General features: G+C 73.1%; 25 protein-coding genes. 20 read left to right on the forward strand and 5 right to left on the reverse strand.

Features of this window, described 5'->3' with window-relative positions:
• The first annotated feature begins 33 nt into the window (after positions 1-33).
• Positions 34-576, forward strand: a complete 543-nt coding sequence (locus IEV65_RS06570; protein ID WP_188428913.1) for an adenine phosphoribosyltransferase — start codon at positions 34-36, stop codon at positions 574-576.
• 42 nt (positions 577-618) lie between these two features.
• Positions 619-2,940 carry a RelA/SpoT family protein gene (locus IEV65_RS06575; RefSeq protein WP_188428915.1) on the forward strand — a complete coding sequence of 774 codons (2,322 nt, stop codon included), beginning with the start codon at positions 619-621 and terminating at the stop codon, positions 2,938-2,940.
• A gap of 1 nt (position 2,941) precedes the next feature.
• Here the strand turns inward: IEV65_RS06575 and IEV65_RS06580 are convergent, their stop codons facing one another.
• Entirely contained in the window at positions 2,942-4,273 is a 1,332-nt protein-coding gene (locus IEV65_RS06580) for a M18 family aminopeptidase (protein ID WP_188428917.1), read from the reverse strand.
• The gene (locus tag IEV65_RS06585) at positions 4,273-5,676 is read right to left on the reverse strand and encodes a DUF349 domain-containing protein (RefSeq protein ID WP_229734973.1); all 1,404 of its coding nucleotides are present in this window, start codon (positions 5,674-5,676) and stop codon (positions 4,273-4,275) included. Before IEV65_RS06585 ends, IEV65_RS06580 begins: the two co-directional genes overlap by 1 nt.
• Before the next feature lie 102 nt (positions 5,677-5,778).
• Here IEV65_RS06585 and IEV65_RS06590 point away from each other — a divergent pair, with 102 nt between their 5' ends.
• Positions 5,779-6,477: an MBL fold metallo-hydrolase gene (locus tag IEV65_RS06590; RefSeq protein WP_188428919.1), complete on the forward strand. Its 699-nt coding sequence runs from the start codon at positions 5,779-5,781 to the stop codon at positions 6,475-6,477.
• A gap of 31 nt (positions 6,478-6,508) precedes the next feature.
• Positions 6,509-7,903, forward strand: a complete 1,395-nt coding sequence (gene hisS, locus IEV65_RS06595; protein WP_188428921.1) for a histidine--tRNA ligase — start codon at positions 6,509-6,511, stop codon at positions 7,901-7,903.
• 25 nt (positions 7,904-7,928) lie between these two features.
• Here the strand turns inward: hisS and IEV65_RS06600 are convergent, their stop codons facing one another.
• On the reverse strand, positions 7,929-8,606 hold the full coding sequence (locus IEV65_RS06600; RefSeq protein ID WP_229734974.1) for a peptidylprolyl isomerase: 678 nt from the start codon (positions 8,604-8,606) through the stop codon (positions 7,929-7,931).
• 144 nt (positions 8,607-8,750) lie between these two features.
• Here IEV65_RS06600 and IEV65_RS06605 point away from each other — a divergent pair, with 144 nt between their 5' ends.
• The 10 genes from IEV65_RS06605 (at position 8,751) to IEV65_RS06650 (ending at position 16,888) form a co-directional block, all read left to right on the forward strand.
• The gene (locus IEV65_RS06605; protein ID WP_188428923.1) at positions 8,751-9,074 is read left to right on the forward strand and encodes a YerC/YecD family TrpR-related protein; all 324 of its coding nucleotides are present in this window, start codon (positions 8,751-8,753) and stop codon (positions 9,072-9,074) included.
• Positions 9,075-9,125: 51 nt separating this feature from the next.
• Positions 9,126-10,034 carry an ATP phosphoribosyltransferase gene (gene hisG, locus IEV65_RS06610; RefSeq protein ID WP_188428925.1) on the forward strand — a complete coding sequence of 303 codons (909 nt, stop codon included), beginning with the start codon at positions 9,126-9,128 and terminating at the stop codon, positions 10,032-10,034.
• Positions 10,031-11,359: a histidinol dehydrogenase gene (hisD, locus tag IEV65_RS06615; RefSeq protein WP_188428927.1), complete on the forward strand. Its 1,329-nt coding sequence runs from the start codon at positions 10,031-10,033 to the stop codon at positions 11,357-11,359. Before hisG ends, hisD begins: the two co-directional genes overlap by 4 nt.
• Complete coding sequence (hisC, locus tag IEV65_RS06620; protein WP_188428929.1) at positions 11,356-12,450, forward strand: histidinol-phosphate transaminase; 1,095 nt, start codon at positions 11,356-11,358, stop codon at positions 12,448-12,450. The genes hisD and hisC overlap by 4 nt, the downstream gene beginning before the upstream one ends.
• Complete coding sequence (hisB, locus tag IEV65_RS06625; RefSeq protein ID WP_188428931.1) at positions 12,447-13,553, forward strand: bifunctional histidinol-phosphatase/imidazoleglycerol-phosphate dehydratase HisB; 1,107 nt, start codon at positions 12,447-12,449, stop codon at positions 13,551-13,553. Before hisC ends, hisB begins: the two co-directional genes overlap by 4 nt.
• Entirely contained in the window at positions 13,550-14,161 is a 612-nt protein-coding gene (gene hisH, locus IEV65_RS06630; RefSeq protein ID WP_188428933.1) for an imidazole glycerol phosphate synthase subunit HisH, read from the forward strand. The genes hisB and hisH overlap by 4 nt, the downstream gene beginning before the upstream one ends.
• A gap of 35 nt (positions 14,162-14,196) precedes the next feature.
• Entirely contained in the window at positions 14,197-14,949 is a 753-nt protein-coding gene (gene hisA / locus IEV65_RS06635; protein WP_229734975.1) for a 1-(5-phosphoribosyl)-5-[(5-phosphoribosylamino)methylideneamino]imidazole-4-carboxamide isomerase, read from the forward strand.
• Positions 14,946-15,737: an imidazole glycerol phosphate synthase subunit HisF gene (gene hisF / locus IEV65_RS06640; protein WP_188428937.1), complete on the forward strand. Its 792-nt coding sequence runs from the start codon at positions 14,946-14,948 to the stop codon at positions 15,735-15,737. Before hisA ends, hisF begins: the two co-directional genes overlap by 4 nt.
• Positions 15,734-16,357 (forward strand): bifunctional phosphoribosyl-AMP cyclohydrolase/phosphoribosyl-ATP diphosphatase HisIE, encoded by a 624-nt coding sequence (gene hisIE, locus IEV65_RS06645; RefSeq protein ID WP_188428939.1) that lies wholly within the window; start codon positions 15,734-15,736, stop codon positions 16,355-16,357. Before hisF ends, hisIE begins: the two co-directional genes overlap by 4 nt.
• Before the next feature lie 81 nt (positions 16,358-16,438).
• Positions 16,439-16,888 carry a CHRD domain-containing protein gene (locus IEV65_RS06650; RefSeq protein WP_188428941.1) on the forward strand — a complete coding sequence of 150 codons (450 nt, stop codon included), beginning with the start codon at positions 16,439-16,441 and terminating at the stop codon, positions 16,886-16,888.
• Here IEV65_RS06650 and IEV65_RS06655 read toward each other — a convergent pair whose 3' ends face one another.
• Positions 16,889-17,494, reverse strand: a complete 606-nt coding sequence (locus tag IEV65_RS06655) for a hypothetical protein (protein WP_188428943.1) — start codon at positions 17,492-17,494, stop codon at positions 16,889-16,891.
• Positions 17,495-17,611: 117 nt separating this feature from the next.
• Between IEV65_RS06655 and xerD the strand changes: the two genes are divergently transcribed.
• Positions 17,612-18,589, forward strand: coding sequence for a site-specific tyrosine recombinase XerD (gene xerD / locus IEV65_RS06660; RefSeq protein WP_188428945.1), 978 nt, complete (start codon positions 17,612-17,614; stop codon positions 18,587-18,589).
• 23 nt (positions 18,590-18,612) lie between these two features.
• Positions 18,613-19,653, forward strand: coding sequence for a Glu/Leu/Phe/Val dehydrogenase family protein (locus IEV65_RS06665; RefSeq protein WP_229734976.1), 1,041 nt, complete (start codon positions 18,613-18,615; stop codon positions 19,651-19,653).
• A gap of 5 nt (positions 19,654-19,658) precedes the next feature.
• On the opposite strand, the gene IEV65_RS06670 is transcribed toward IEV65_RS06665, so the two are convergent.
• Positions 19,659-20,012, reverse strand: a complete 354-nt coding sequence (locus IEV65_RS06670; protein ID WP_188428947.1) for a nuclear transport factor 2 family protein — start codon at positions 20,010-20,012, stop codon at positions 19,659-19,661.
• A 271-nt stretch (positions 20,013-20,283) separates the two neighbouring features.
• Between IEV65_RS06670 and IEV65_RS06675 the strand changes: the two genes are divergently transcribed.
• The 4 genes from IEV65_RS06675 to IEV65_RS06690 are packed head-to-tail and all read left to right on the forward strand — an operon-like array spanning position 20,284 to position 23,627.
• Positions 20,284-21,099: a ParA family protein gene (locus IEV65_RS06675; protein ID WP_229735073.1), complete on the forward strand. Its 816-nt coding sequence runs from the start codon at positions 20,284-20,286 to the stop codon at positions 21,097-21,099.
• Positions 21,100-21,110: 11 nt separating this feature from the next.
• Positions 21,111-22,082, forward strand: a complete 972-nt coding sequence (locus IEV65_RS06680; RefSeq protein WP_188428951.1) for a segregation and condensation protein A — start codon at positions 21,111-21,113, stop codon at positions 22,080-22,082.
• Positions 22,075-22,698, forward strand: a complete 624-nt coding sequence (gene scpB / locus IEV65_RS06685) for an SMC-Scp complex subunit ScpB (RefSeq protein ID WP_229734977.1) — start codon at positions 22,075-22,077, stop codon at positions 22,696-22,698. Before IEV65_RS06680 ends, scpB begins: the two co-directional genes overlap by 8 nt.
• Positions 22,695-23,627 carry a pseudouridine synthase gene (locus IEV65_RS06690; protein WP_229734978.1) on the forward strand — a complete coding sequence of 311 codons (933 nt, stop codon included), beginning with the start codon at positions 22,695-22,697 and terminating at the stop codon, positions 23,625-23,627. The genes scpB and IEV65_RS06690 overlap by 4 nt, the downstream gene beginning before the upstream one ends.
• Positions 23,628-23,644: the final 17 nt, after the last annotated feature.

Below are 23,644 nucleotides of genomic sequence, written 5' to 3' on the forward strand. Positions count from 1 at the left end.
ACGGTCAGGACGAGAGCAGAGCCGGGAGCCCCCATGCCGAGCACCACCACAGACCCCACGCTGGCGCAGGACGTGCTGGCCGCGATGCGTGACATCCCGGACTTCCCCATCAACGGGGTCGTCTTCAAGGACTTCACGCCGCTCCTGCTCGACCACGCCCTGCGGAGCAGGATCGTCGCGGACACCGTGGCGCGCCAGCGAGGCACGGTGGACGTCGTGGCCGGGATCGAGGCCCGCGGCTTCATCCTCGGCTCGATGATCGCCCACGAGCTGGGCGTCGGCTTCGTGCCGGTGCGCAAGGAGGGCAAGCTGCCCTCCGCCGTGCACAGCGTCTCCTACGCGCTGGAGTACGGCACCGCCACGCTGGAGATCCACCAGGACGCGGTCTCGAACGGTGAGCGTGTGCTCGTGGTCGACGACGTGCTGGCCACCGGCGGCACCCTGGAGGCGACCTGCCAGCTGGTCGAGAGCTGCGGCGCCACCGTCGCCGCGATCGAGCTCGTGCTCGAGATCGAGGCGCTCGGCGGCCGGTCCAGGCTGGCCGGGCACCAGGTCAACACGGTCGTCACCGTCTGACGGTGTTCGGCCCTCGGGTCGAGCGGCAACTATCATCTGTCCATGAGTGACGCGGCGACCCCCTCTGCGCCCACCGGCAAGGTGGGTGGGGGACTGCGCCCGCGCTGGGCCCGGCTGGGCACCAGCAGGCGGTCGGTCACCACGCCGGCGCTCGAGCCGCTGCTGCGTTCCGTCCGCGCCACCCACCCCAAGGCCGACCTGCAGCTCATCGAGCGGGCCTACGCGGTGGCCGAGCTGGCCCACCAGGGCCAACGCCGCAAGAGCGGGGACGCCTACATCACCCACCCGCTCGCGGTGGCCACGATCCTCGCCGAGCTCGGCATGACACCCTCGACGATCGCTGCAGCGCTCCTGCACGACACCGTCGAGGACACGGCATACTCCCTCGAGCAGCTGCGCAGCGACTTTGGTGACGAGATCGCGATGCTGGTCGACGGCGTCACCAAGCTCGACAAGATGACCTACGGCGAGGCCGCGCAGGCCGAGACCGTGCGCAAGATGGTCGTCGCCATGGCCCGTGACATCCGGGTGCTGGTGATCAAGCTGGCCGACCGGCTGCACAACGCCCGCACCTGGCGCTACGTCTCCGCCGAGTCGGCCGCCCGCAAGGCCGCGGAGACGCTGGAGATCTACGCCCCGCTGGCGCACCGGCTGGGCATGAACACCATCAAGTGGGAGCTGGAGGACCTCGCCTTCGCCCAGCTCTACCCCAAGGTCTACGACGAGATCGTCCGGATGGTCGCGCAGCGGGCGCCGGCCCGGGAGGAGCTGCTGGCGCAGATCCGGGGGCAGATCAACGAGGAGCTGCGGCTCAGCAAGATCAAGGCGACGGTGACCGGTCGCCCCAAGCACTACTACTCCGTCTACCAGAAGATGATCGTGCGCGGGCACGACTTCGACAAGATCTACGACCTGGTGGGCGTGCGCGTCCTGGTCGACTCCATCCAGGACTGCTACGCGGTGCTCGGCGCCATCCACAACCGCTGGAACCCGGTGCCGGGGCGGTTCAAGGACTACATCGCGATGCCCAAGTTCAACATGTACCAGTCGCTGCACACGACGGTCATCGGCCCCGAGGGCAAGCCCGTCGAGATCCAGATCCGCACCCACCAGATGCACCGCCGCGCCGAGTACGGCGTCGCCGCGCACTGGAAGTACAAGGAGCAGGGGGCCGACGGGGGGCGCGCGGTCGGCACTGACGTGAATGCTGGCGCTCCGGAGGGTATGCAGTGGCTGCGCCAGCTCATCGACTGGCAGCAGGAGACCGCCGACCCAGGGGAGTTCCTCGACTCCCTGCGCTACGAGATGGGCGCCGCCGAGGTCTACGTCTTCACCCCGGGCGGCGACGTCATGGCCTTGCCCGCGGGCGCGACGCCCGTCGACTTCGCGTATGCCGTGCACACCGAGGTCGGGCACCGCTGCGTCGGCGGGCGGGTCAACGGCAAGCTGGTGCCCCTGGACTCCACGCTCAGCAACGGCGACGTGGTCGAGATCATCACGAGCAAGGCCGAGGACGCCGGGCCGAGCCGGGACTGGCTCAGCTTCGTCAAGAGCGCGCGGGCGCGCAACAAGATCCGGCAGTGGTTCACCCGCGAGCGGCGCGAGGAGATGGTCGAGTCCGGCAAGGACGAGATCGCGCGCATGCTGCGCAAGCAGAACGCCCCGCTCCAGCGCCTGATGTCGCACGAGACCCTGACCGCGGTCGCGGAGTCGCTGGGCTACAAGGGCATCGACGGCCTCTACGCCGCAGTGGGCGAGGGGCACGTGTCGCCCCAGCACGTGGTGTCCCAGCTCCTCGCGACCGTCGGCGGACCGGACGGCGCCGAGGAGGACCTGTCCGAGGCGGTGCTCCCGCAGCGTGGTCGCGTCAAGCACAGCGATCCCGGTGTCACCGTGGTCGGGACGGACGACGTCTGGGTCAAGATCGCCAAGTGCTGCACGCCCGTGCCAGGGGATCCCATCATGGGGTTCGTCACCCACGGACGTGGGGTGTCGGTGCACCGCACGGACTGCACCAACGCCGAGCAGCTGCGCGAGCACCCGGAGCGGATCATCCCCGTCGCGTGGGCACCGACCGCCTCCTCGCTGTTCCTGGTCAACCTCCAGGTGGAGGCCCTCGACCGACCGCGGCTGCTCTCGGACATCACGCGCGTCCTCTCGGACCAGCACGTCAACATCCTGTCGGCGGCCGTGCAGACCAGCCGTGACCGGGTGGCGCTGAGCAAGTTCACCTTCGAGATGGCTGACCCCTCGCACCTGGAGTCGGTGATCCGGGCCGTGCGCCGTGTGCCGGCGGTCCTGGACGCCTATCGGATCACCGGCACGACGACGACGGACCCGCACCGACGGGGCCGCAGCGCCTGACTCAGGCGGGGGCGAGGAAGGCGGCCAGCGCCGCGGCGTAGGCCGCCTGGTCGAGCGTCCCGCAGATCTCCCGGGTCGAGTGCATCGACAGCACCGGGGCCCCGAAGTCCACCGTCGTGGCTCCCGTGAGCGCTGAGGTCATCGGCCCCACCGTGGATCCGCACGGCAGGTCGGACCGGGTCACGAACGTCTGCATCGGCACGCCGGCCTGCTCGCAGGCGAGGGCGAAGGCCGCCGCCCCCAGCGAGTCGGTGGCGTAGCGCAGGTTGGTGTTGACCTTGAGGACCGGTCCGCCGTTCATGAGGATCGGGTGCTCCGGCTCGTGCCGCTCCGCGTAGTTGGGATGGGTGGCGTGAGCCATGTCGCCGGAGGCGATCACCGTGCCCGCGAGCGCCCGCAGGTAGTCCTCGCGCGTCCCGCCGGTGGCCAGCACGATCCGCTCCAGCCACGCAGGCAGGAAGGTGGACTGGGCCCCGCGCTCGGACATGCTCCCGACCTCCTCGTGGTCGAAGAGCACGACCACCGGGACCCAGGGCTGCGCCGTGGGCTGCTCCACGGCGTGCAGGAGCGCGCGGACGGCGGCGTAGGAGGTGGCCAGGTTGTCCAGACGTGCCGAGGCGATGAGGTCACCGTCGGGCCCGATGCGCCGGGCCGGCGTGAGGTCGTGCGTCATCGCGTCGTAGCCGAGGACGTCCCCGGCCGCCACGCCGACCTGCTCGGCCAGCCAGCCCCGGAAGGTGCGCCGGGCCCCGGTCTCCAGGCCCAGGCCCCAGTGCGGTGCGAGGTGGGCCTGGTCGTTGAGCTGCAGGCCCTCGGCGCGCACGCTGCGGTCGAGGTGGATCGCCAGCTGCGAGACGCGCAGGACCGGCTCGTCCACGCGCCACAGCCGCTGCGCGACGCCACCAGGAGCGTCCGCGTCGCGCACCGCGACCCGCCCGGACAGGCCGAGGTCACGGTCCAGCCAGGAGTTGGTCAGCGCTCCGCCGTACACCTCCACACCCAGCATCTGCCACCCCGCGCGCGCCCAGTCCGGGCGCGGTTTGATGCGCAGGTTGGGGGAGTCGGTGTGGGCACCGACGACCCGGTATGGCGTGTGCGGCGCCCGGGCGTCGCCCGCGGCGGCGGTCGACCAGGCCAGCAGGGAGCCGCCCCGTCGGACGACGTAGTGACCGGGCGCCGTCGGTGTGGGGTCGGTCTCGGCGACCTCGGTGAACCCCGCCTCGCGGAGCAGCGCAGCAGCGCTGTCGACCGCGTGGAAGGGCGAGGGCGAGGCGTCCAGGTAGGAACAGAGCCCGGCGGCGACCTCGGTGACGTGCGTGGCGAGGTCCGTCATCAGGACAGCGAGCCCCGGGCGGAGTCCAGCCACAGCTTCTTGGTGGCCAGCTCTGCCTCCAGGGCGGTGACGCGCTTGTCCTCACCCGCAGCCCGTGCCGCCGCGAGGTCGGACTCGAGGCCCTGGACCTGACGCTCGAGCTGCTCGGCCATCGACTGTGCCCGGGCGGTGAGCTCGGGGTCGGAGCGGCGCCACTGCTTGTCCTCGATGTCGCGGACCTGCTGCTCGACGGCGCGCAGGCGACCCTCGACGCGGCGGATGTCGTTGCGCGGGACCTTGCCGGCCGCGTCCCAGCGGTCCTGGATGCGGCGCAGCTCGGCCTTGGCGGACTCCAGGTTGGCCTCGTCGATCGTCAGCGCCTCCGCCTGGGCGAGCAGCTCCTCCTTGACCTTGAGGTTCTCGGAGTACTCGGCCTCCTCGGCGGCGACGACCGCGTCCTTGGCGTCGAAGAAGGAGTCCTGGGCCGCCTTGAACCGCTGCCAGAGAGCGTCGTCGTCCGCGCGGGACGCCCGCCCGGCGCGCTTCCAGTCCTGCATCAGGCGCTTGAAGGCCCCGGCCGTCGCGCCCCAGTCGGTGCTGCCGGCGAGCGCCTCTGCCTCGTTGACCAGCTTCTCCTTGACGGACCGGGCCTGGCCGTGCTCCTCGTCGAGGCGGGCGAACCAGGCCTTGCGGGCCTTGTCGAAGGTGGTGCGGGCGTGGCTGAAGCGCTTCCACAGCTGCGCCTCGACGTCCTTGTCCAGCCGGGGGCCGGAGCGCTGGTGGGACTTCCACTCCTCCAGCAGCTCGCGCACCCGGGCGCTGGCCTGCTTCCACTGCATGGCGGAGGGGTCGGTCGCGGCGATCGTCTCGGCCTCGGCGACGAGCGCCTCCCGCTGGGTGGCTGCCTCCGCCTTCGCGGCGGCGCGCTGCTCGGCCTCGACGGCAGACCGGGACGCGATCGCCTCCTCCAGGGACGCGACCGTGGCCTCGAGGGCGGCGATGTCGCCGACCACGTGCGCGTCACCGATCTGCTCCTTGAGGTGGGCCAGCGACTGGCGTGCGTCGTGCGCCGACACGTCGGTGTGGGCCACCCGCTGCGCCAGCAGGCCGGCCGTGGCGGCGAGCTCGTCGTACTTGCGCGCGAAGTAGGCCAGTGCCTCCTCTGGCGTGGCGTCGGGGTAGGAACCCACCGCGCGCTCGGAGCCGTCGGCGGCGATCACGTAGACCGTGCCGTCCTCGCCGACCCGGCCGTGCCTGGCCGAGTCGCTGGGCTGGGGCAGGGCCGGCGGGGCCGTGGTCGGGGCCTGGGCGCCGGCCGCCGTCTCGCCGCCCTCGGGCTGGGCGGGCCGCGGGGCGGCCGCCTTCCTGGCCGCGAACATCGCGGGCGAGGGCGTGGGGACGGGCTTGGGAGTCTGCTCGGACACGGCGGGTTGGCCTCTCTCGACCGCGAGCGCGACCATCGGGGTCGCCTCGACATGGCATGAACTCCTCGAGCCTACCGAACGCCCGGGGCATAGTCTCGATGCATGTTCGTCCGCAGCATCGTCGCCGACGCCTTCGGCACCAACTGCTACGTCGTCGCGCCCGGGGCGGGGGAGGAGTGCCTGGTCGTCGACCCCGGCTTCGGTGTCGTGGACCGGCTGCAGGAGGTGCTGAGGGAGCACCGCCTCCGTCCCGCTGCCGTGCTGCTCACGCACGGTCACCTCGACCACGTCTACTCGGTCACGCCGGTCTGCGGAGGCACCACCGCGGCCTACATCCACGGCGACGACGCTTACCGGCTCGAGGACCCCGTCAGCCTCCTCACCGAGCCGGTGCGGCTGGCGCTGGAGCAGCAGTTCGGGCGGCGTTCGACCTGGCAGGCCCCGGAGCAGGTCGTGGAGGTGCGGGACCGCGAGACGCTCGAGCTGGCGGGGCTCACCCTGGAGGTCGCGCACGCTCCGGGGCACACCGAGGGGTCGGTGCTGTTCAGCCTGCCGGGGCTGCCGCAGGGCATCCCCGCCGAGGACCTCGACCGGACGGTCCTCTCCGGCGACGTCCTGTTCGCCGGCTCCATCGGCCGCACGGACCTGCCTGGCGGGGACCACGCCGCGATGGAGCGCTCCCTCCGCGACGTGGTGCTGCCGCTGCACGACTCCACCCTGGTCCTGCCCGGGCACGGGCCGGCCACCACCATGGCGCGCGAGCGGGCGACCAACCCCTACCTCCTCGAGCTGGCCGTCTAGGAGGCGCACCGGCGCTCGTTAGACTCTCGGGGTGATCACGCCCCGCACGCCGTCCGGAACCCTCGAGCTGCTGCCGCCCGAGCAGGTGGCCTTCCAGCGCATGCTGGACGCGATCCGTGCGGGCTACGAGCGCTTCGGCTTCCTGCCCGTCGAGACGCCGGTGTTCGAGCGCTCCGACGTGCTGCTGACCAAGACCGGCGGCGAGACCGAGCGGCAGGTCTACTTCGTGCAGTCCACCGGCGCCCTCGAGAAGGCGGACGGCCCGGCATACCCCGAGCTCGCCCTGCGCTTCGACCTCACGGTGCCGCTGGCCCGCTACGTCGCCGAGCACGAGCACCAGCTGACGTTCCCGTTCCGCCGCTACCAGATGCAGCGCGTCTACCGCGGCGAGCGCCCCCAGCGCGGGCGGTTCCGCGAGTTCTACCAGTGCGACGTCGACATCATCGGCAAGGACGAGCTCTCGGTCCGGCACGACGCGGAGTGCCCGGCGGTCATCCACGCGATCTTCACCGACCTGGCCATCGGTCCGTTCACCATCCAGGTCAACAACCGCAAGCTGCTGCGGGGCTTCTACGAGGACCTGGGGATCGTCGACGCGGACCAGCAGGCCGCGGTCCTGCGGGAGGTCGACAAGCTCGACAAGCGCGGCGAGGACTACCTCCGGTCCACCCTCACCGGCGACGGCTTCGGGCTGGCGGAGGAGGTCGTCGAGCAGATCCTGGCGTTCGTGCAGGTGCGGTCCACCGGCCACGACGACGCGCTGACCCGGCTCGCCCAGGTCGAGGCCGGCTCGCGGGGGAGCGCCTCGCTCGCGGCGGGGATCGCCGAGCTGCGCGAGGTGCTCTCGCTGGTGCGGGCGCTCGGCGTGCCCGAGTCCGACTACTGCCTCAACTTCTCGATCGCGCGGGGCCTGGACTACTACACCGGCACCGTCTACGAGACCACCCTCGACGAGCACCCCGAGATCGGCTCGATCTGCTCCGGGGGTCGCTACGACAACCTGGCCGGGCAGTACACCCGCTCGCGGCTGCCGGGCGTCGGCATCTCGATCGGCCTGTCGCGGCTGTTCTGGCAGCTGCGCGAGGCGGGTCTCCTCGACGCCTCCACGGGCGAGTCGACCGTGCAGGTGCTGGTGCCGCAGGTGGACGGCGAGCTCCTCGGCGAGCAGCTCGCGCTGGCCTCGCAGCTGCGCCACGGCGGCATCAACACCGAGGCCGTGCTCGACGGGGGCAAGCTGGGCAAGCAGCTGCGGTATGCCGACCGTGCCGGCATCCGTTTCGTCGCGCTGCTGGGCTCCCAGGAGGTCGCCGACGGCACGGTGACCATCAAGGACCTGCGGCGGCAGGACCAGTTCACGGTCCCGCGCGACGAGGTCGTCTCGGCGCTGCGGGTCGAGCTGGCCCAGCCCGAGGTGCCGGGCGACTGAGCGGCCGCGGGGGCGAGCTGTCCGCTCAGTCCTCGACGTCCACGGACAGGATGCTGATCGGCTGAGCCGGAGCCCCGTCGCTGCCGCCCCGCGCGCCCTGCGCGGCGAGCGCCTCGACGATCTCCAGGCCGTCGGTGACGGCGCCGAAGACCGAGTAGCCGCCGCCGTCCGTGGGCAGCTGGGTGTCGGCATACACGATGAAGAACTGGCCGCCGTTGCTGTCGGGGTCCATGGTCCTGGCCATCGCGAGGGTGCCGGGCGGATAGCTGCCGTCGGCCGGCGCGTTCTCGATGCCGTAGCCGTAGCCCGGGTTGCCGCGGCCGGTCCCGGTCGGGTCGCCGCACTGGAGCACGAAGATGCCGGAGGTCGTGAGGCGGTGGCAGGGGCTGTCGTGCCAGTAGCCCTGCTCGGCGAGGAAGGCGAAGGAGGCGACGGTCTGCGGGGCCAGGGCGGCCTCCAGCTCGAGCTCGATGTCACCGCAGGTCGTCCTGATCGTGGCGGGCACGGTGGCAGGCTCGGCAGGCATCGGCTCGGGCAGGTCGTCGGCGGTGAAGCTCAGCGGCGTCGACGGCGCCTCGGGCGGGGCGTCGCACACCAGTGCCGGACCGGCGGCCGACCCGGTGGGCCCGCCGAAGGTGGCCTCGCCGGAGCCGCAGCCGGCCAGGAGCAGGGCGGCGGAGAGCAGGGGGAGGGCGCGGCGCACGCAGGGCTCCTTGTCCAGGGCGGGCAGGTCTGGCGCACACGATAGTTGAGGCGGTGCGTGGCACGGAGATCCGATGCCGGAGCTCTGTCCGCGCCGTGCTACCGTACTAGCGCATTAGTACACGGATACGCGATCGGAGCACGGATGAAGCAGCGGCAGAGCCGTGGTGAGGCCGCCGTCGAGGCGCGCACCCGGCTGGTGGGGGTGCTCGCCGCGCTCGACGACCCCGCGCAGGTGGACGCGTTCCTGCAGGACCTGTGCACCCCTGCCGAGATCGAGGCCCTGGCCGACCGGTGGTCGGTCGTCCCGCTGCTGGTGGCCGGTCTGTCGTACCGCCAGATCCACGAGGTCACCGGGGTGAGCGTGACCACCGTGGGTCGGATCGCCCGGCACCTCGAGTCCGGGGCGGGTGGCTACCGCGCCGCGCTGGCGCGGCAGCCGGTGGCGGACCATCAACAGGCTCGCTGAGCCGCCCCCAGACCTGCACCACGCCATACCCAGATCCTCCGGAAGGTCCTCATGACCCCGCCTGCCCAGCCGCGTGACCGCCTCCGCGTCGCCGTCCAGAAGAGCGGCCGCCTCGGCGACCCGGCCCGCGAGCTGCTCGCCTCGTGCGGCCTGACCTGGCGCGAGAGCCGGGACAGGCTCTTCCTCTACGGCGAGAGCCTGCCGATCGACATCCTGCTCGTGCGCGACGACGACATCCCCGGCCTCATCGCCGACGGGGTCTGCGACCTGGGCGTCGTGGGGCGCAACGTCCTCGTCGAGCACCACCTGGAGCGTGGGGCCGCGGGACGGCCCGCGTCGCTGCGCGAGTGGCGGCAGCTGGGCTGGGGTGCCTGCCGGCTCGACGTCGCGATCCCCGAGGGCGACGAGTGGACCGGCCCCGCCCAGCTGGCAGGGCTGCGGATCGCCACGTCCTACCCGCAGACGCTGGGGCGCTGGCTGCGCGAGAACGGTGTGGAGGCCCACCCGGTGGTGCTCAACGGCTCGGTCGAGATCGCCCCGCGCCTCGGTCAGGCCGACGTGGTCTGCGACCTCGTGTCCACCGGTGGCACGCTCCGCGCCAACGGCCTGGTCCCCGTGACGACGATCCTGGAGTCCGAGGCGGTCATCGCCGGCCCGGACCACCACCTGGAGGACGGCCGCCAGGAGATCGCCGACCTGCTGCTGCGGCGCCTCGACGGCGCGGTGCAGCTGCGCGAGTCCCGGCTGCTCATGCTCCGCGCCGGACGCGGCAGTCTCGACGGTGTGCTGCCTCTCCTGCCTGCGGGTCACGAGCCCACCGTGCTGCAGGTCGACGGCCTCGAGGAGGTCTCGGTGCAGATCCTCGTCCACGGCCCGGTGTCCTGGTCCCGGCTCGAGGACCTCAAGCGTGCCGGGGCCCACAACCTGATGGTCCTTCCGGTCGAGGGGATGCTGGCATGAACGTGCTGACGTGGGACGAGCTGGACGCGGAGGGGCGCGCCGACGCCCTCCGCCGGGCGACCGCGGCGGCGGGCGCGGAGGTGACCGCCGGCGTGGCGGCCATCCTCGAGGAGGTGCGCACCGGCGGCGACGCCGCGCTGCGCCGGCTGACCGAGCGCCTCGACGGCGCCGTCCCGGACGCCCTGGAGGTCCCGGCCGCCGAGCGGGCCCGCGCCGTCGAGGGCCTGGACCCGCTGCTGCGGGAGGCCATCACCGAGGCGGCCGGACGGATCCGCGCCTTCCACGCTGCCGGGATGCAGTCGGGGTATGCCGTGGAGACGGCCCCCGGCGTGGTCTGCGAGCGGGTGGTCCGTCCGATCCGTCGGGTCGGCCTCTACGTGCCCGCCGGGTCCGCGCCCCTGCCCTCGACCGCGCTCATGCTCGGGGTGCCGGCCCAGCTGGCGGGCTGCCCGGAGGTGGTCATGTGCACGCCGCCGGGCCCCGACGGTTCCGCCGACGCTGCCGTGCTGGCCGCGGCCGCCGAGTGCGGGATCACCCGGGTGTTCGTGGTGGGCGGCGCCCAGGCCGTGGCCGCCATGGCCTACGGCACCGAGTCCGTGCCGCGGTGCGACAAGATCTTCGGCCCCGGCAACGCCTGGGTCACCGAGGCCAAGCGTCAGGTGTCGACCGCCGAGGGCGGGCCGGGCATCGACATGCCCGCCGGCCCGTCGGAGGTGCTCGTCATCGCCGACGCGAGCGCCGACCCGGAGCTGGTGGCGGCCGATCTGCTCAGCCAGGCCGAGCACGGACCCGACAGCCAGGTGATCCTGCTCACCGACGACCGGGCGACGGCCGAGGCGGTCGCCGCGCAGGTCGAGGAGCAGGTCGAGACGCTGCCGCGCGCCGCGATCGCCCGCAAGGCGCTGGCCGCGAGCCGTCTCGTGGTCACCGCCGACCTGGAGCAGGCCGTCCGGATCTCCGACGACTACGCGCCCGAGCACCTGATCCTCGCCGTCGCCGACCCGCGCGCGCTCGTGGGCGGCGTCACCCGGGCGGGGTCGGTCTTCCTCGGCATGATGACCCCGGAGACCCTGGGGGACTACTGCTCCGGGACCAACCACGTCCTGCCGACCGCAGGCGCCGCCCGGTTCACCGGCGGGGTCAACGTCTCCTCCTTCCAGATCGCGATGACCGTGCAGGAGGCTACGCCGGCCGGGCTCGCGGCCGTCGGGCCGTGCGCGGTCGTGCTCTCCGAGGCCGAGCAGCTGCACGCCCACCAGCGCGCCGTGACCCGTCGCCTCGACAGGATCGCGGCGGCGGGCGCCGCAGCGGGAGCCGACGCATGAGCTCCTCGACCTTCCCGTCGCACCTGGTCCGGGAGGACCTGCGCGACTTCACGGGATACTCCTCGGCGCGCACCAGCGCCCCCAGCACGGCCACCCCGTCCCGGATCTGGCTGAACGCCAACGAGTCGGGGCACCCCAGCGAGGTCGACCCGGACGGAGCCGCCCGGCGCTACCCCGACCCCCAGCCGCCGGCCCTGGTCGACGCCCTGGCCGACGTCTGGGCGACCACGCCGGACCGGGTGGTCGTCGGGCGCGGCAGCGACGAGATGATCGAGCTGCTCGTCCGTGCCCTCTGCCGCCCGGGCGGGGACGCGATCGTCGTCTGCCCGCCGACCTTCGGGATGTATGCCGTCTCCGCCCGCCTCCACGGTGTGCCGGTGGCGCAGGTGCCCCAGGTCGACGACGGCCTCACCTGGCGGGTCGACACCGACGCCGTCGCCGAGGCGGCCGTGAGGGACGGCGCCCGGGTCGTCTTCCTCGCCTCGCCGGGCAACCCCACCGGCGCCGTCGTGCCGCTGCGCCAGGTCGCCGACCTGGCCGTCCGGCTCGCCGACCAGGCCGTCGTAGTCGTCGACGAGGCCTACGGCGAGTTCTGCGAGCAGCGCTCGGCCGTGACCCTCCTCGAGGAGCACCCCAACCTCGTCGTGCTCCGCACCCTGTCCAAGGCGCACGCCCTGGCCGGCCTGAGGGTCGGGTTCGCCCTCGCCCACCCGGACCTGGCGACGGTCCTGCGGAGGGTGCAGGCGCCATACCCGGTCCCGGTGCCGGTCGCGCGGACTGCCCTGGCCGCCCTCACCCCGGAGGCCCTGGCCGCCACCCGCCGTCGCGTCGGCGAGACCCTGCGGGTCCGCGACGCGGTGGGACGCCGGCTGCGCGACCTGTCCGGCGTCCGGGCGGTCTACGCCAGCGAGGCCAACTTCCTGCTGCTGCGCTGCGACGACGCCGACCGGGTGCTGGACACCCTCACCGCCGACGGGATCGTGGTGCGCGACGTGCGCCAGCAGCCCGGTCTGGAGGACGCCCTCCGGATCACGATCGGCACCACCCTCGAGATGACCGCCCTCGACCAGGCCCTGGGAGATTTCGCATGAGCGCCACCGCCCGACCGATCTGCTTCGTCGACCGCGACGGGACGATCGTCCACGAGCCGGAGGACCACCAGGTCGACGACCTGGCCAAGGTGTCCTTCGTCGACGGGGTCATCCCGGCCCTGCTGAGGATCCAGGACGCCGGCTTCGACCTGGTGATGGTGACCAACCAGGACGGCCTGGGCACCGACGCGTTCCCGCAGGCGGCCTTCGACGCCGCCCACGGGCTGATCATGCAGGTGCTGACCAGCCAGGGCGTGCGCTTCCGCGAGGTCGTCATCGACCCCCACCACGGCGGCCCGGACGCCCCGTGGACGCGCAAGCCGGGGGTGGGTCGCGTCGTGCACCTGCTCAAGGACAACGGGGTGGACTGGTCCCGGTCGTTCATGGTCGGCGACCGTCTCTCCGACAAGGAGTTCGGCGACAACCTCGGGATCCGCACCTATCTGCTGGCGGCCCGTGACGAGCTGGCCGCGGACCTGCCGACGACGACCTGGCCGCAGATCGCGCACGAGGTGGTCGTCCGCCCCCGGACGGCGCACGTCGAGCGCAACACCTCCGAGACCCGCATCGTGGTCGACGTCGACCTCGACGGCACGCCGGGAGGTGACGCGGCTACCGGCATCGGCTTCTTCGACCACATGCTCGACCAGCTCGGCAAGCACGGAGGCTTCGCGCTGACGGTCCGCTGCGACGGCGACCTGCACATCGACGACCACCACACCGTGGAGGACGTGGCCCTGGCCGTCGGGGAGGCGGTCCGTGAGGCGCTCGGCGACAAGCGCGGGATCGGCCGCTACGGCTTCACCCTGCCCATGGACGAGGCGCAGGCCACGGCGGCCGTGGACCTGTCGGGGCGGCCCTACTTCAGCTACGACGGCAGCTTCGACCGGCCCTCCGTGGGGGAGTTCTCCACGGAGATGGTCGAGCACTTCTGGCGGTCCTTCGCCGACGCCCTGCGCTGCACCCTGCACCTGTCCGTCAGCGGCACCAACACCCACCACCAGGTCGAGGTGGGCTTCAAGGCGGTCGCCCGGGCCCTGCGCCAGGCGCTCGCCCGCCAGGGTGACTCCTCCGAGCTGCCGTCGACCAAGGGCGTGCTGTGACCGCGCCCCGGGTGGCCCTGGTCGACTCGGGCGGCACCAACATCGGCTCGGTGACGTATGCCCTCGAGCGGCTGGGTGCGACCGCGCGGCTGACCGCTGACCGCGGGGACATCCTGGCCGCCGACCGCGTCGTGCTGCCGGGTGTCGGGGCCGCAGCCGCGGGCATGCGCCGCCTGCGGGAGGCAGGCCTCGTGGAGACCCTCCACGAGGTGCAGGTCCCGCTCCTGGGGGTGTGCCTGGGGATGCAGCTGCTGCTCGAGCGCTCCGAGGAGGACGGGGGCGTGGAGACCCTCGGGCTCGTCCCCGGCGAGGTGGTCGCCATACCTGCCACGCCGCAGGCGCGCGTGCCGCACATGGGCTGGAACGCGCTGGAGGACCTCGCCGACGACCCGCTGCTGCGGGACGTAGAGGCGGGGGAGCGGGCCTACTTCGTCCACTCCTACGCCGCGCCCGTCGGCCCGTGGACGCTGGCGACGACGCGTCACGGAGGGGCGTGGTCGGCCGTCGTGCGCCACGGGTTACGGTGGGGCGCACAGTTCCACCCGGAACGTTCGGCCGCGCTGGGAGCCACCCTGCTGCGCAACTTCCTGGGGGAGGTCGGCCGATGACGTCCGACCTGACCGGACCGACGAGAGACGCACAGGTGAGCACGAGGCCCTTCACCGTCTACCCAGCCATCGATGTCCGCGACGGCGCCGTGGTGCGCCTGCTCCGGGGCGACTACGACAAGGAGACCCGCTACACCGACGACCCGCTCGCCGTCGCCGAGAGCTACGCCCGCGCGGGTGCCCGGTGGCTGCACCTCGTCGACCTGGACGCGGCGCGGGCCGGTGGCTACACCCTGACCGAGACGCTGACGCGCATCGTCGACTCGACCGGGCTGATGGTGCAGACCGGCGGTGGCGTGCGCTCGGCCGAGGACGTGCAGCGACTCCTCGACGCCGGGGCCACCCGGGTGGTCGTGGGGTCGCTGGCGGTCAAGGAGCCCGGGACGGTCATCGGCTGGGTCGAGCGCTTCGGGCCCGAGCAGATCACCGTGGCGCTCGACACGCGCACCGGCGAGGACGGCGTCTGGCTGCTGCCGACCGCCGGCTGGACGTCGGTGGCCGACGCCGACCTGACCACGGTCCTGCACCGCTACGACGACTCCGGGTTGCGGCACGTGCTGTGCACCGACATCGGCCGGGACGGCACGCTCGCCGGGCCCAACTTCCACCTCTACACCATGCTCACGAGGTCGGCCCCGCACCTGCAGGTGCAGGCCTCCGGCGGTGCCCGCGACGTCGACGACGTCCGCGCCGCCCGACGGCACGGGTGCTCGGGGATCATCCTCGGCAAGGCGCTGCTCGAGGGCCGCCTGACCGTCACCGAAGCCATCCAGGAGGAGGGGCTGTGACCCTCGCGCGCCGCATCATCCCGTGCCTGGACGTGCGCGACGGCCGGGTCGTCAAGGGCACCCGGTTCCGCGACCACCGCGACATGGGCGACATCGTCGAGCTCGCGACCCGCTACGCCCGCGAGGGTGCCGACGAGCTGGTGTTCTACGACATCACCGCCAGCCCGCAGGGGCGCGCCGTGGACGTGGACTGGGTGACCCGGGTGGCGCGGGCGATCGACATCCCGTTCTGCGTCGCCGGCGGCATCCGCTCGGTCGAGGCGGCCCGCGCCGTCCTGCACGCGGGTGCCGACAAGATCTCGGTCAACACCCCGGCGACCCAGCGGCCCGAGCTCGTGCGGGAGCTGGCGGACGCCTTCGGGGTGCAGTGCGTCGTGGTGGGCGTGGACTCCCTGCGCGACCAGGACGGGCAGTGGCGCATCCGCCAGCTCACCGGTGACCCGGAGGCCACGCGCGCGCTCCCCGTCGCCACGCTCGACTGGGTGCAGGAGGTGGTCGCCCTGGGCGCCGGGGAGATCGTGCTCAACTGCATGGGCTCCGACGGGGTCCGGTCCGGGTATGACGTGGAGCAGCTGCGCGCGGTCCGCGCCGTCTGCGGGGTGCCCCTGGTCGCGAGCGGCGGGGCCGGGGCCGTCGAGCACTTCACCGAGGTCTTCCGGGAGGCGGATGTCGACGGTGCGCTGGCGGCGACCGTCTTCCACTCGGGCGCGATCGCGATCCCGGCCCTGAAGCGCGAGCTGGCCGCGACCGGGCTGGTCGTCCGAGAGGTCGCGGAGGCGGTGGCGTGATCGAGCTGAGGCCCGACGGGCTGACGGTGGACGACGTCGACTTCGACAGGGCCGGCGGGCTGGTGCCCGGCGTCGTCCAGCACGCGACGACCGGGCAGGTGCTCATGGTCGGGTTCCTCGACCGCGCGGCGCTGGAGACGACGCTGGCGACGGGGCTGGCGACCTTCTGGTCGCGCAGCCGCCAGGAGCAGTGGACCAAGGGCGAGACCAGCGGCAACACCCTGGCGGTGCGCTCGGTGGAGGTGGACTGCGACCGGGACACGCTGCTGATGCACGCCATACCCGCAGGACCGACGTGCCACACGGGCGACGCGACGTGCTTCGGCCAGCACGCGCGACCGGGCTCGTTCGTGCACGAGCTGGACGCGGTGGTCGCCTCCCGGCACCGGGAGCGCCCGGAGAGCTCCTACACGACGCGGCTCTTCGACGGCGGCGTGCGTCGGATCGCCCAGAAGGTGGGCGAGGAGGGTGTGGAGACGGCGCTGGCGGCCGTGGCCCAGGAGGACGAGGACCTCCTCGGCGAGTCGGCCGACCTCGTCTACCACCTGCTCGTGCTGCTGCGATCGCGTGGCCTCGGGCTGGAGGACGTCGAGCGCGTCCTCCGCGAGCGCCACGGCTGAGCAGCAATCCCTCCGGCCGGCGGCGGCGTATCACCGGTGTGCAGAGGTCCTGCACGTGTGCCCGCCCACCCTGGAGGAACCATGCGTCATCACCGTCTCGTCACTGCTCTCGTCTCCTCCGCCGCGCTCGCCGGCGTGTCCGTCGTCCCCGCGTCGGCCCATGAGCCCGTCCCGTCGGGCGCCCCCATCACGGTCGAGATGACCGGCGCCCAGGAGGCGCCCGGCCCCGGTGACCCGGACGGTCACGGCACCGCCATGCTGCGTCTCAACCCGGGTCTGGAGCAGGTGTGCTGGACCCTCGAGGTCACCGGCATCGCCCCCGCGACGGCCGCGCACATCCACCTCGCCCCGGCTGGATCACCGGGCCCCGTCGTGGTGACCCTCTCGGCCCCCACCTCAGGTATGTCGTCCGGCTGCGCCGACGTCCACCGCGACCTCGTCCGGGACATCATCGACAACCCGAGCGCCTACTACGTCAACGTGCACAACGCCGACCACCCGGCGGGTGCCGTGCGGGGGCAGCTGGGCTGATCAGCGGCGGGCGCGCAGGCCGACCTCGGCGAGCTCGAGGTCGGCCAGGCACCGCAGCGACTCCGGGTCGCCGGAGCGGAAGGCTGCGAGCGGGTCGGGGAAGGTCTTCTGCAGGCGACGGGGGTCCTGGCGGACCAGGGCCCGCAGCGCGAGCAGCTCCACCGTCTCCGGGTCGCCGGTCCCCTGCCCCAGACGCGCGGCCCGCCGGGCCCAGGAGACGCGGGCCAGGCCCCACACCAGCAGGACCATGAGGACGGGCGTGCCCGCGGACAGCAGCGAGACGACCCAGGCGACCGTCCGCACGGATGACTCGAGCCGGTCGCCGGCCGTCACCAGGTCGGCCCCGACGCCGGACATCCCGCTGAAGGGCGCGTCGAGCTGGTCGCCGACCAGCGGGATCTCGGTGACGTGCGCGGCGACCTCGTCCATGCGGTCCCTCAGCGAGGTCCCCGCGTCGCGCAGCGGCTCGGCGGGTGCGGCGAGCGTCATGACGAGGGCGAAGACCCACCGGCCCACCAGGACCCAGAGCACCACCCACGCCAGGACGAGGAGGTCCGCGACCACCTGACGGGTCCGGCGGGCGGGAGCATCGGCATACCAGCGCATGGGCGCAGTCTGGCGCACACCCGCCGAGCGGGGGACGCAGGGGCGAGTGGTCTCTTCGGTGCGCCGGGTCCCGCGCGTCGGTCGGGTCGCGCGTCGCCGCGTTGCGATGATGCCGGGGTGAGCCGGACCGTCTCCACCACCCCCGCAGCGCCGCGCACCCCGCTGCGGCGCGCGCGCGACGGCTGGCTGGACCACCTCCGGGTGGAGCGGGGCCGCTCGGAGCACACGCTGCAGGCCTACCGGCGGGACACCGACCGCTACCTCTCCTTCCTCCACGGCGCCGGGGTCCGCGAGCCGGAGGAGGTGCGCGAGAAGCACGTGACCGACTTCCTGGCCCATCTGCGCCGAGGCGACGACGAGCACCGGCCGCTGGCGGCCACCTCGGCCGCTCGGGCGGTCGTGGCCGTCCGGGGTCTGCACCGCTTCCTCGCCGCGGAGGGCGAGGTGCCGGCCGACCCCTCGCAGGAGGTCCAGCCCCCGGCCCCGCCCCGCCGGCTGCCCAAGGCGCTCCCGGTCGACGCGGTCGAACGGCTGCTGCAGGCCGCCTCCGTGGGCGACACGCCTGCGGCGCTGCGCGACCGGGCGTTGCTGGAGGTGCTCTACGGCTGCGGGGCCCGGGTCAGCGAGGCGATCGCGCTCGACCTCGACGACCTCGAGCTCGGGCGCGCCGAGGACGGCACCGGGGGAGTGGTCCGCCTCTTCGGCAAGGGCTCCAAGGAGCGGATCGTCCCCATGGGCCGCTATGCGCGCGACGCCCTCGACGCCTGGCTCGTGCGCGGTCGTCCGGCGATGGCGCGCGCCGGCACCGGCACCCCGGCCGTCTTCGTCAACGCCAGGGGCGGGCGGCTGTCGCGCCAGTCGGCGTGGACGGCGATCAAGACGGCCGCCGGGCGGGCCGGCCTCAAGGACGACATCTCGCCGCACACCCTGCGCCACTCCTTCGCCACCCACCTGCTGGACGGCGGCGCCGACGTCCGGGTCGTGCAGGAGCTGCTCGGTCATGCCTCGGTCACGACGACGCAGATCTACACGCACGTGTCGACCCAGCACCTCCGCGAGGTCTACGCCCAGGCGCACCCGCGGGCCAGGGGCTGAGCCCGGCGGGGCACACTGTGGCCATGACCGCCGCCGCCGACGTGCCGATGCCTGACCTGTTCGCCGCGGAGCAGGTGATCACCTGTCGGGACGACCGGGTGGGCCTGCGGGCGGTCATCGCGATCGACGACACCACCCTCGGTCCGGGTTTCGGGGGAGTGCGCTGGCGCCACTACCCCTCCACGGCCGCGGCTGTCGCCGAGGCGCAGCGCCTGGCGCGCGCGATGACCCTCAAGCACGCGCTGGCCGAGCTGCCCTACGGCGGCGCCAAGTCCGTCCTCCTCGCGGACCGGCCGCTGCCCGACGAGGGCTCCCCGGCGCGCACGGCGCTGATGTCCCGCTACGGCGACTTCATCGCCCGCACGGGCGGGGCCTACGTCCCCGGCGTGGACATGGGCACCACGATGACGGACATGCAGGCGATCCGGGACGCAGGTGCGCGGGCCTTCTGCGACGACGTCGACCCGGGGCCCTACACCGCCACCGGGGTCTACGCGGCGATGCGCGCCGGGGTCCGGCACGCTCTCGGTCGCGACATGGACGGCGTCCGGGTCGTCGTGCAGGGCGCCGGGCACGTCGGCGCCAACCTGGCCCGGTATGCCGCGCGCGACGGCGCGCGCGTCGTCGTCGCCGACGTCGACGCGGACCGCGCCCGGTCGGTCGCCGAGGAGGTCGGGGGCTCGGTGACCGACCCCCTCAGCGCGCCGACGGCCGAGTGCGACGTCTTCGCCCCCTGCGCGGTGGCCAGGGTCGTGACGGCCGACGTCGTCGCCGGCATGCGGGCGAAGGTGGTGGCCGGGGCCGCCAACGACACGCTCGACAGCCCCTTCGTCGCCGAGCTGCTGCGCCGAGCCGGGATCACCTACGTGCCGGACTTCATCGCCAACGCCGGCGGGGTGATCCAGGTGCACGCCGGCCAGGTGGGCTGGAGCGAGGAGGAGCTGGCCGCCCGGCTCGAGCGCATCGGCGACCGCGTCACGGCTGTCCTGGAGGACGCCAGCGCGGCGGGCGTCACCCCGGTCGAGGCGGCGCTGCAGGTGGCGGAGCGGACCCTGCGCCGCTGACGGGCTCAGACCGCGGGTTGAGCGAAGTAGGTGCGCCGCTCGACGGCGCGGGCGTGCTCGTCATACCGGATGAAGTCGGCGAAGCCCACCTCGACGCTCGAGCCGTCCTTGAGGGTGCCGGTGAAGACGCCGCGCACGGCCACGTGGTCACCGTCGCCCACGACCTCCTCGACGTCGTGGGCGCCGGAGACGATCACCCGCTCGCCGCCGTAGAAGTCCGCGAGCGCCGCGCGACCGGCCATCGGCGCGTAGCCCGGCCGGTGGTAGACGGCGTCGTCGGCGAACCAGGCGAGCACACCCTCCAGATCGCCGGCGTCGACGCGCTCGTAGTAGTGGCGGGTGCGGGCCTCGAGGTCCATGGTCGTCCTTTCCTGGGCAGGCTGGGAGATGACGAGCATCCCAGACCACGCCGGACGGACCTCGGACGGGAACCTCGACCTGAGGTCGAGGTTGACGCGGTGGCCGTCCGTGCCGGGTTGCAGTTAGTGTCGGTGCCCTGATCGGCGGGAGGCCGACCCGACGCGAGCGAGGCTGGAGAACTACGTGAACCGCGAGGCACACGCCACCTACGACCGCCTGCCCGGCACCGAGACGACGGGCATCGGCCAGGAGGGCCCGACGGGTCGTCCCATGCCTGATTTCCCCGTCCCGCCGCCGCTCGCCAGCCACGGTCCGGCCCGCATCATCGCCATGTGCAACCAGAAGGGCGGGGTCGGCAAGACCACGAGCACGATCAACCTCGGGGCCGCCCTCGCGGAGTACGGCCGCAAGGTCCTGATGGTGGACTTCGACCCCCAGGGCGCCCTGTCCGTCGGCTTCGGCGTGCGCACCCACGACCTCGACGTGACGGTCTACAACCTGCTCGTCGAGCGCGGCCACGACATCAGGAGCGTCATCCAGCAGACCCGGGTGCCCGGGGTGGACGTCCTGCCGGCCAACATCGACCTGTCAGCCGCCGAGGTGCAGCTCGTCGGCGAGGTCGCCCGCGAGCAGATCCTCGCCCGGGCGCTGCGACCCGTCGTCGACGACTACGACGTCATCCTCATCGACTGCCAGCCCTCGCTGGGCCTGCTCACCGTGAACGCCCTCACCGCGGCGCACGGCGTCATCATCCCGCTGGAGTGCGAGTTCTTCGCGATGCGCGGCGTCGCGCTGCTCATCGAGACGATCGAGAAGATCACCGACCGGCTCAACCCGCGCCTGCAGATCGACGGCATCCTCGCGACCATGTACGACGGGCGGACGCTGCACTCGCGGGAGGTCGTGCGCAGCGTCGTCGACCACTTCCAGGACACGGTCTTCCACACCGTCATCAGCCGCACCGTGAAGTTCCCGGACGCCACCCTCGCGGCCGAGCCGATCACGACCTACGCGGCGACACACGCGGGCGCCGAGGCCTACCGTCAGCTCGCGCGCGAGCTGATCCAGCGCGGCGGCGCGCCCTGACCGCGACCGGTATGCCGTCCGCCCCACCCCCGGGGGTCGACCTGCCGCCCGACCCCGCTGCTGTTCCCGGTGCAGCCGCGCCCGAGCCGCCCCGGGCCACGCCCGGCGGTGTCCTCTCGGGCAGCCGGGGGTCCTTCGAGGTCCACCTCGACGTCTTCTCCGGCCCCTTCGAGCTGCTCCTCGGCCTCATCGCCAAGCACAAGCTCGACGTCACGGAGATCTCCCTGGCCGCGGTCACCGACGAGTTCGTCGCCCACCTGCGCGCGGCCCAGGAGGCGCGGGCCGACTGGGACCTGTCGCAGGCCAGCGAGTTCGTCCTCATCGCCGCCACCCTGCTCGACCTCAAGGCGGCCCGGCTGCTGCCGAACGCCCGCGAGGACGACGAGGAGGACCTCGCCCTTATCGAGGCTCGTGACCTCCTCTTCGCGCGGCTGCTGCAGTACCGCGCCTTCAAGCAGGTCGCCGACGAGCTGCGGCTGCGGATGGAGGGCGCGGGCCGCATCTTCGCCCGGGACGTGGGGGTGGAGGACCGCTTCGCCTCGCTGCTGCCCGAGCTGGTCCTCACCGTCACCCCCGAGCAGCTGGCGATGATCGCGGGGCGGGCGATGATCCCCAAGCCACCGCCGACCGTCGGTCTGACCCACCTGCACGCCCCGCAGGTCTCCGTGCGCGAGCAGGCCTCGCTGCTCGTGGGACGCCTGCGCGACCTGGGCAGCGCCAGCTTCCGCGACCTGGTCGCCGATGCCGACAGCACGCTGATGATCGTCGCCCGCTTCCTGGCCCTCCTCGAGCTCTTCCGCGACACCGTGGTCCAGCTCGACCAGGCGGAGGCGCTCGGTGAGCTCACCGTCCGGTGGACCGGCCCGGCGAGCGGTGCCGTGGGCGTGAGCGCGGAGTTCGACGAGGAGGATGCGCAGTCCGCCGTCCCGCCCGGGGCGGGGCACGCCATACCCGAGAAGGAGGAGAATGGTGCCGATGAGTGAGCACCCCGACGCGCCGGGCGACAGCGGCGCGGAGCACCAGGTCGCCTTCGACATCAACAGCTTCCCCGGTGGTGCCCGCGGCGCCGTCGAGGCGGTCCTTATGGTGGTGGACGAGCCGGTCACCGAGGAGGCGCTCGCGACCGCGCTGGAGCTGCCCGTGGAGGACGTGGGGGCGGTGCTCGACGAGCTCGCCCAGGACTACGCCGCGGCCGAGCGTGGCTTCATGCTGCGCCGGCTCGGCGGCGGCTGGCGGATCTACACCCGTCCCGAGTACGCCCCGGTCGTCGAGCGGTTCCTGCTCGGCGGTCAGCAGGCGCGGCTGACCCAGGCCGCGCTCGAGACGCTGGCGGTGATCGCCTACCGTCAGCCGGTCAGCCGCGCCCGGATCGGCGCGATCCGCGGCGTCAACGTGGACGGTGTCGTGCGCACCCTGCTCGCACGCGGCATGGTGACGGAGGTCGGGCAGGACCCGTCCGCCGGCGCCGTGCTCTACGGCACCACCGACCTCTTCCTCCAGCGCATGGGGCTGGACTCTCTCGACGACCTGCCCGCCCTCGCGCCCTACCTGCCGTCGGCAGAGGTGCTCGAGGAGCTGGCCGCGGAAGGACTGGCATGAGCAACGGCAAGGGTTCGCAGGGCAACGGCAGGGCCAGGGGCCAGGGCGGCCAGGGCAGGGGAGCGGGTGGCGGCCCGCAGCGGCGCACCCGCGTGCCCGGGCAGGGCGGCTCCGCCGGGCCCCGCCGTGCCGGGTCCGGCGCCGCGCGTCCCAGCCGCGCCCGGCGGGCCGCGGCCCCGGCGCCGCACGTGGACGTGCACGACCCCTCGGGCGTGCGTCTGCAGAAGCTGCTGGCCGGCGCCGGCTTCGGCTCGCGCCGCGCGTGCGAGAAGCTCATCGAGGACGGGCGGGTCCAGGTCGACGACCAGGTCGTCACCGAGCTCGGCGTGCGCGTGGACCCGTCACGGCAGGTGGTCCGCGTCGACGGTGACCGCGTCGTGGTGGACACCGACAAGGTCTACCTGGCCTTCAACAAGCCGGCCGGGGTGGTCTCCACGATGCAGGACGACGAGGGTCGTCCGTGCCTCGCCGACTACGTCGGGCACCTCTCGCACCGGCTGTTCCACGTGGGTCGCCTCGACCAGGACACCGAGGGCCTCCTGCTGCTGACGAACGACGGCGAGCTCGCCCACCGCCTTCAGCACCCCGCCTACGGCGTCCCCAAGACCTACGTCGCCCAGGTCCACGGGGTCGTGGGCAGCGGCGTCGGCAAGCGCCTGCGCGAGGGCGTGGAGCTCGAGGACGGACTGGCCCGCGCGGACTCCTTCAAGCTCGTGGACAACATCCCCGGACACTCGATCGTCGAGGTGGTGCTCCACGAGGGTCGCAAGCACATCGTCCGCCGGATGCTGGACGAGGTCGGTTTCCCGGTGGAGACCCTGACGCGGGTGCAGGTCGGGCCGGTGCTGCTCGGTGAGCTGCGTCCCGGCCGCTACCGCGCTCTCGCCGCCGAGGAGGTCAGCCAGCTCTACCGGGCGGCGGGACTGTAGCGCAGCCGGGCCTGGAC

The sequence above is a fragment of the Ornithinimicrobium tianjinense genome, assembly GCF_014636495.1.
Classification (GTDB): Bacteria; Actinomycetota; Actinomycetes; order Actinomycetales; family Dermatophilaceae; genus Ornithinicoccus; species Ornithinicoccus tianjinensis.

Excerpts from the sequence above, each read along its gene's own strand:
- IEV65_RS06570 (WP_188428913.1), top strand. The coding sequence starts at position 34 with ATGCCGAGCACCACCACAGACCCCACGCTGGCGCAGGACGTGCTGGCC.
- IEV65_RS06575 (WP_188428915.1), top strand. The coding sequence starts at position 619 with ATGAGTGACGCGGCGACCCCCTCTGCGCCCACCGGCAAGGTGGGTGGG.
- IEV65_RS06580 (WP_188428917.1), bottom strand. The coding sequence starts at position 4,273 with ATGACGGACCTCGCCACGCACGTCACCGAGGTCGCCGCCGGGCTCTGT.
- IEV65_RS06590 (WP_188428919.1), top strand. The coding sequence starts at position 5,779 with ATGTTCGTCCGCAGCATCGTCGCCGACGCCTTCGGCACCAACTGCTAC.
- IEV65_RS06605 (WP_188428923.1), top strand. The coding sequence starts at position 8,751 with ATGAAGCAGCGGCAGAGCCGTGGTGAGGCCGCCGTCGAGGCGCGCACC.
- hisG (WP_188428925.1), top strand. The coding sequence starts at position 9,126 with ATGACCCCGCCTGCCCAGCCGCGTGACCGCCTCCGCGTCGCCGTCCAG.
- hisD (WP_188428927.1), top strand. The coding sequence starts at position 10,031 with ATGAACGTGCTGACGTGGGACGAGCTGGACGCGGAGGGGCGCGCCGAC.
- hisC (WP_188428929.1), top strand. The coding sequence starts at position 11,356 with ATGAGCTCCTCGACCTTCCCGTCGCACCTGGTCCGGGAGGACCTGCGC.
- hisB (WP_188428931.1), top strand. The coding sequence starts at position 12,447 with ATGAGCGCCACCGCCCGACCGATCTGCTTCGTCGACCGCGACGGGACG.
- IEV65_RS06650 (WP_188428941.1), top strand. The coding sequence starts at position 16,439 with ATGCGTCATCACCGTCTCGTCACTGCTCTCGTCTCCTCCGCCGCGCTC.
- IEV65_RS06655 (WP_188428943.1), bottom strand. The coding sequence starts at position 17,494 with ATGCGCTGGTATGCCGATGCTCCCGCCCGCCGGACCCGTCAGGTGGTC.
- IEV65_RS06665 (WP_229734976.1), top strand. The coding sequence starts at position 18,613 with ATGACCGCCGCCGCCGACGTGCCGATGCCTGACCTGTTCGCCGCGGAG.
- IEV65_RS06670 (WP_188428947.1), bottom strand. The coding sequence starts at position 20,012 with ATGGACCTCGAGGCCCGCACCCGCCACTACTACGAGCGCGTCGACGCC.
- IEV65_RS06675 (WP_229735073.1), top strand. The coding sequence starts at position 20,284 with ATGCCTGATTTCCCCGTCCCGCCGCCGCTCGCCAGCCACGGTCCGGCC.
- IEV65_RS06680 (WP_188428951.1), top strand. The coding sequence starts at position 21,111 with ATGCCGTCCGCCCCACCCCCGGGGGTCGACCTGCCGCCCGACCCCGCT.
- scpB (WP_229734977.1), top strand. The coding sequence starts at position 22,075 with ATGAGTGAGCACCCCGACGCGCCGGGCGACAGCGGCGCGGAGCACCAG.
- IEV65_RS06690 (WP_229734978.1), top strand. The coding sequence starts at position 22,695 with ATGAGCAACGGCAAGGGTTCGCAGGGCAACGGCAGGGCCAGGGGCCAG.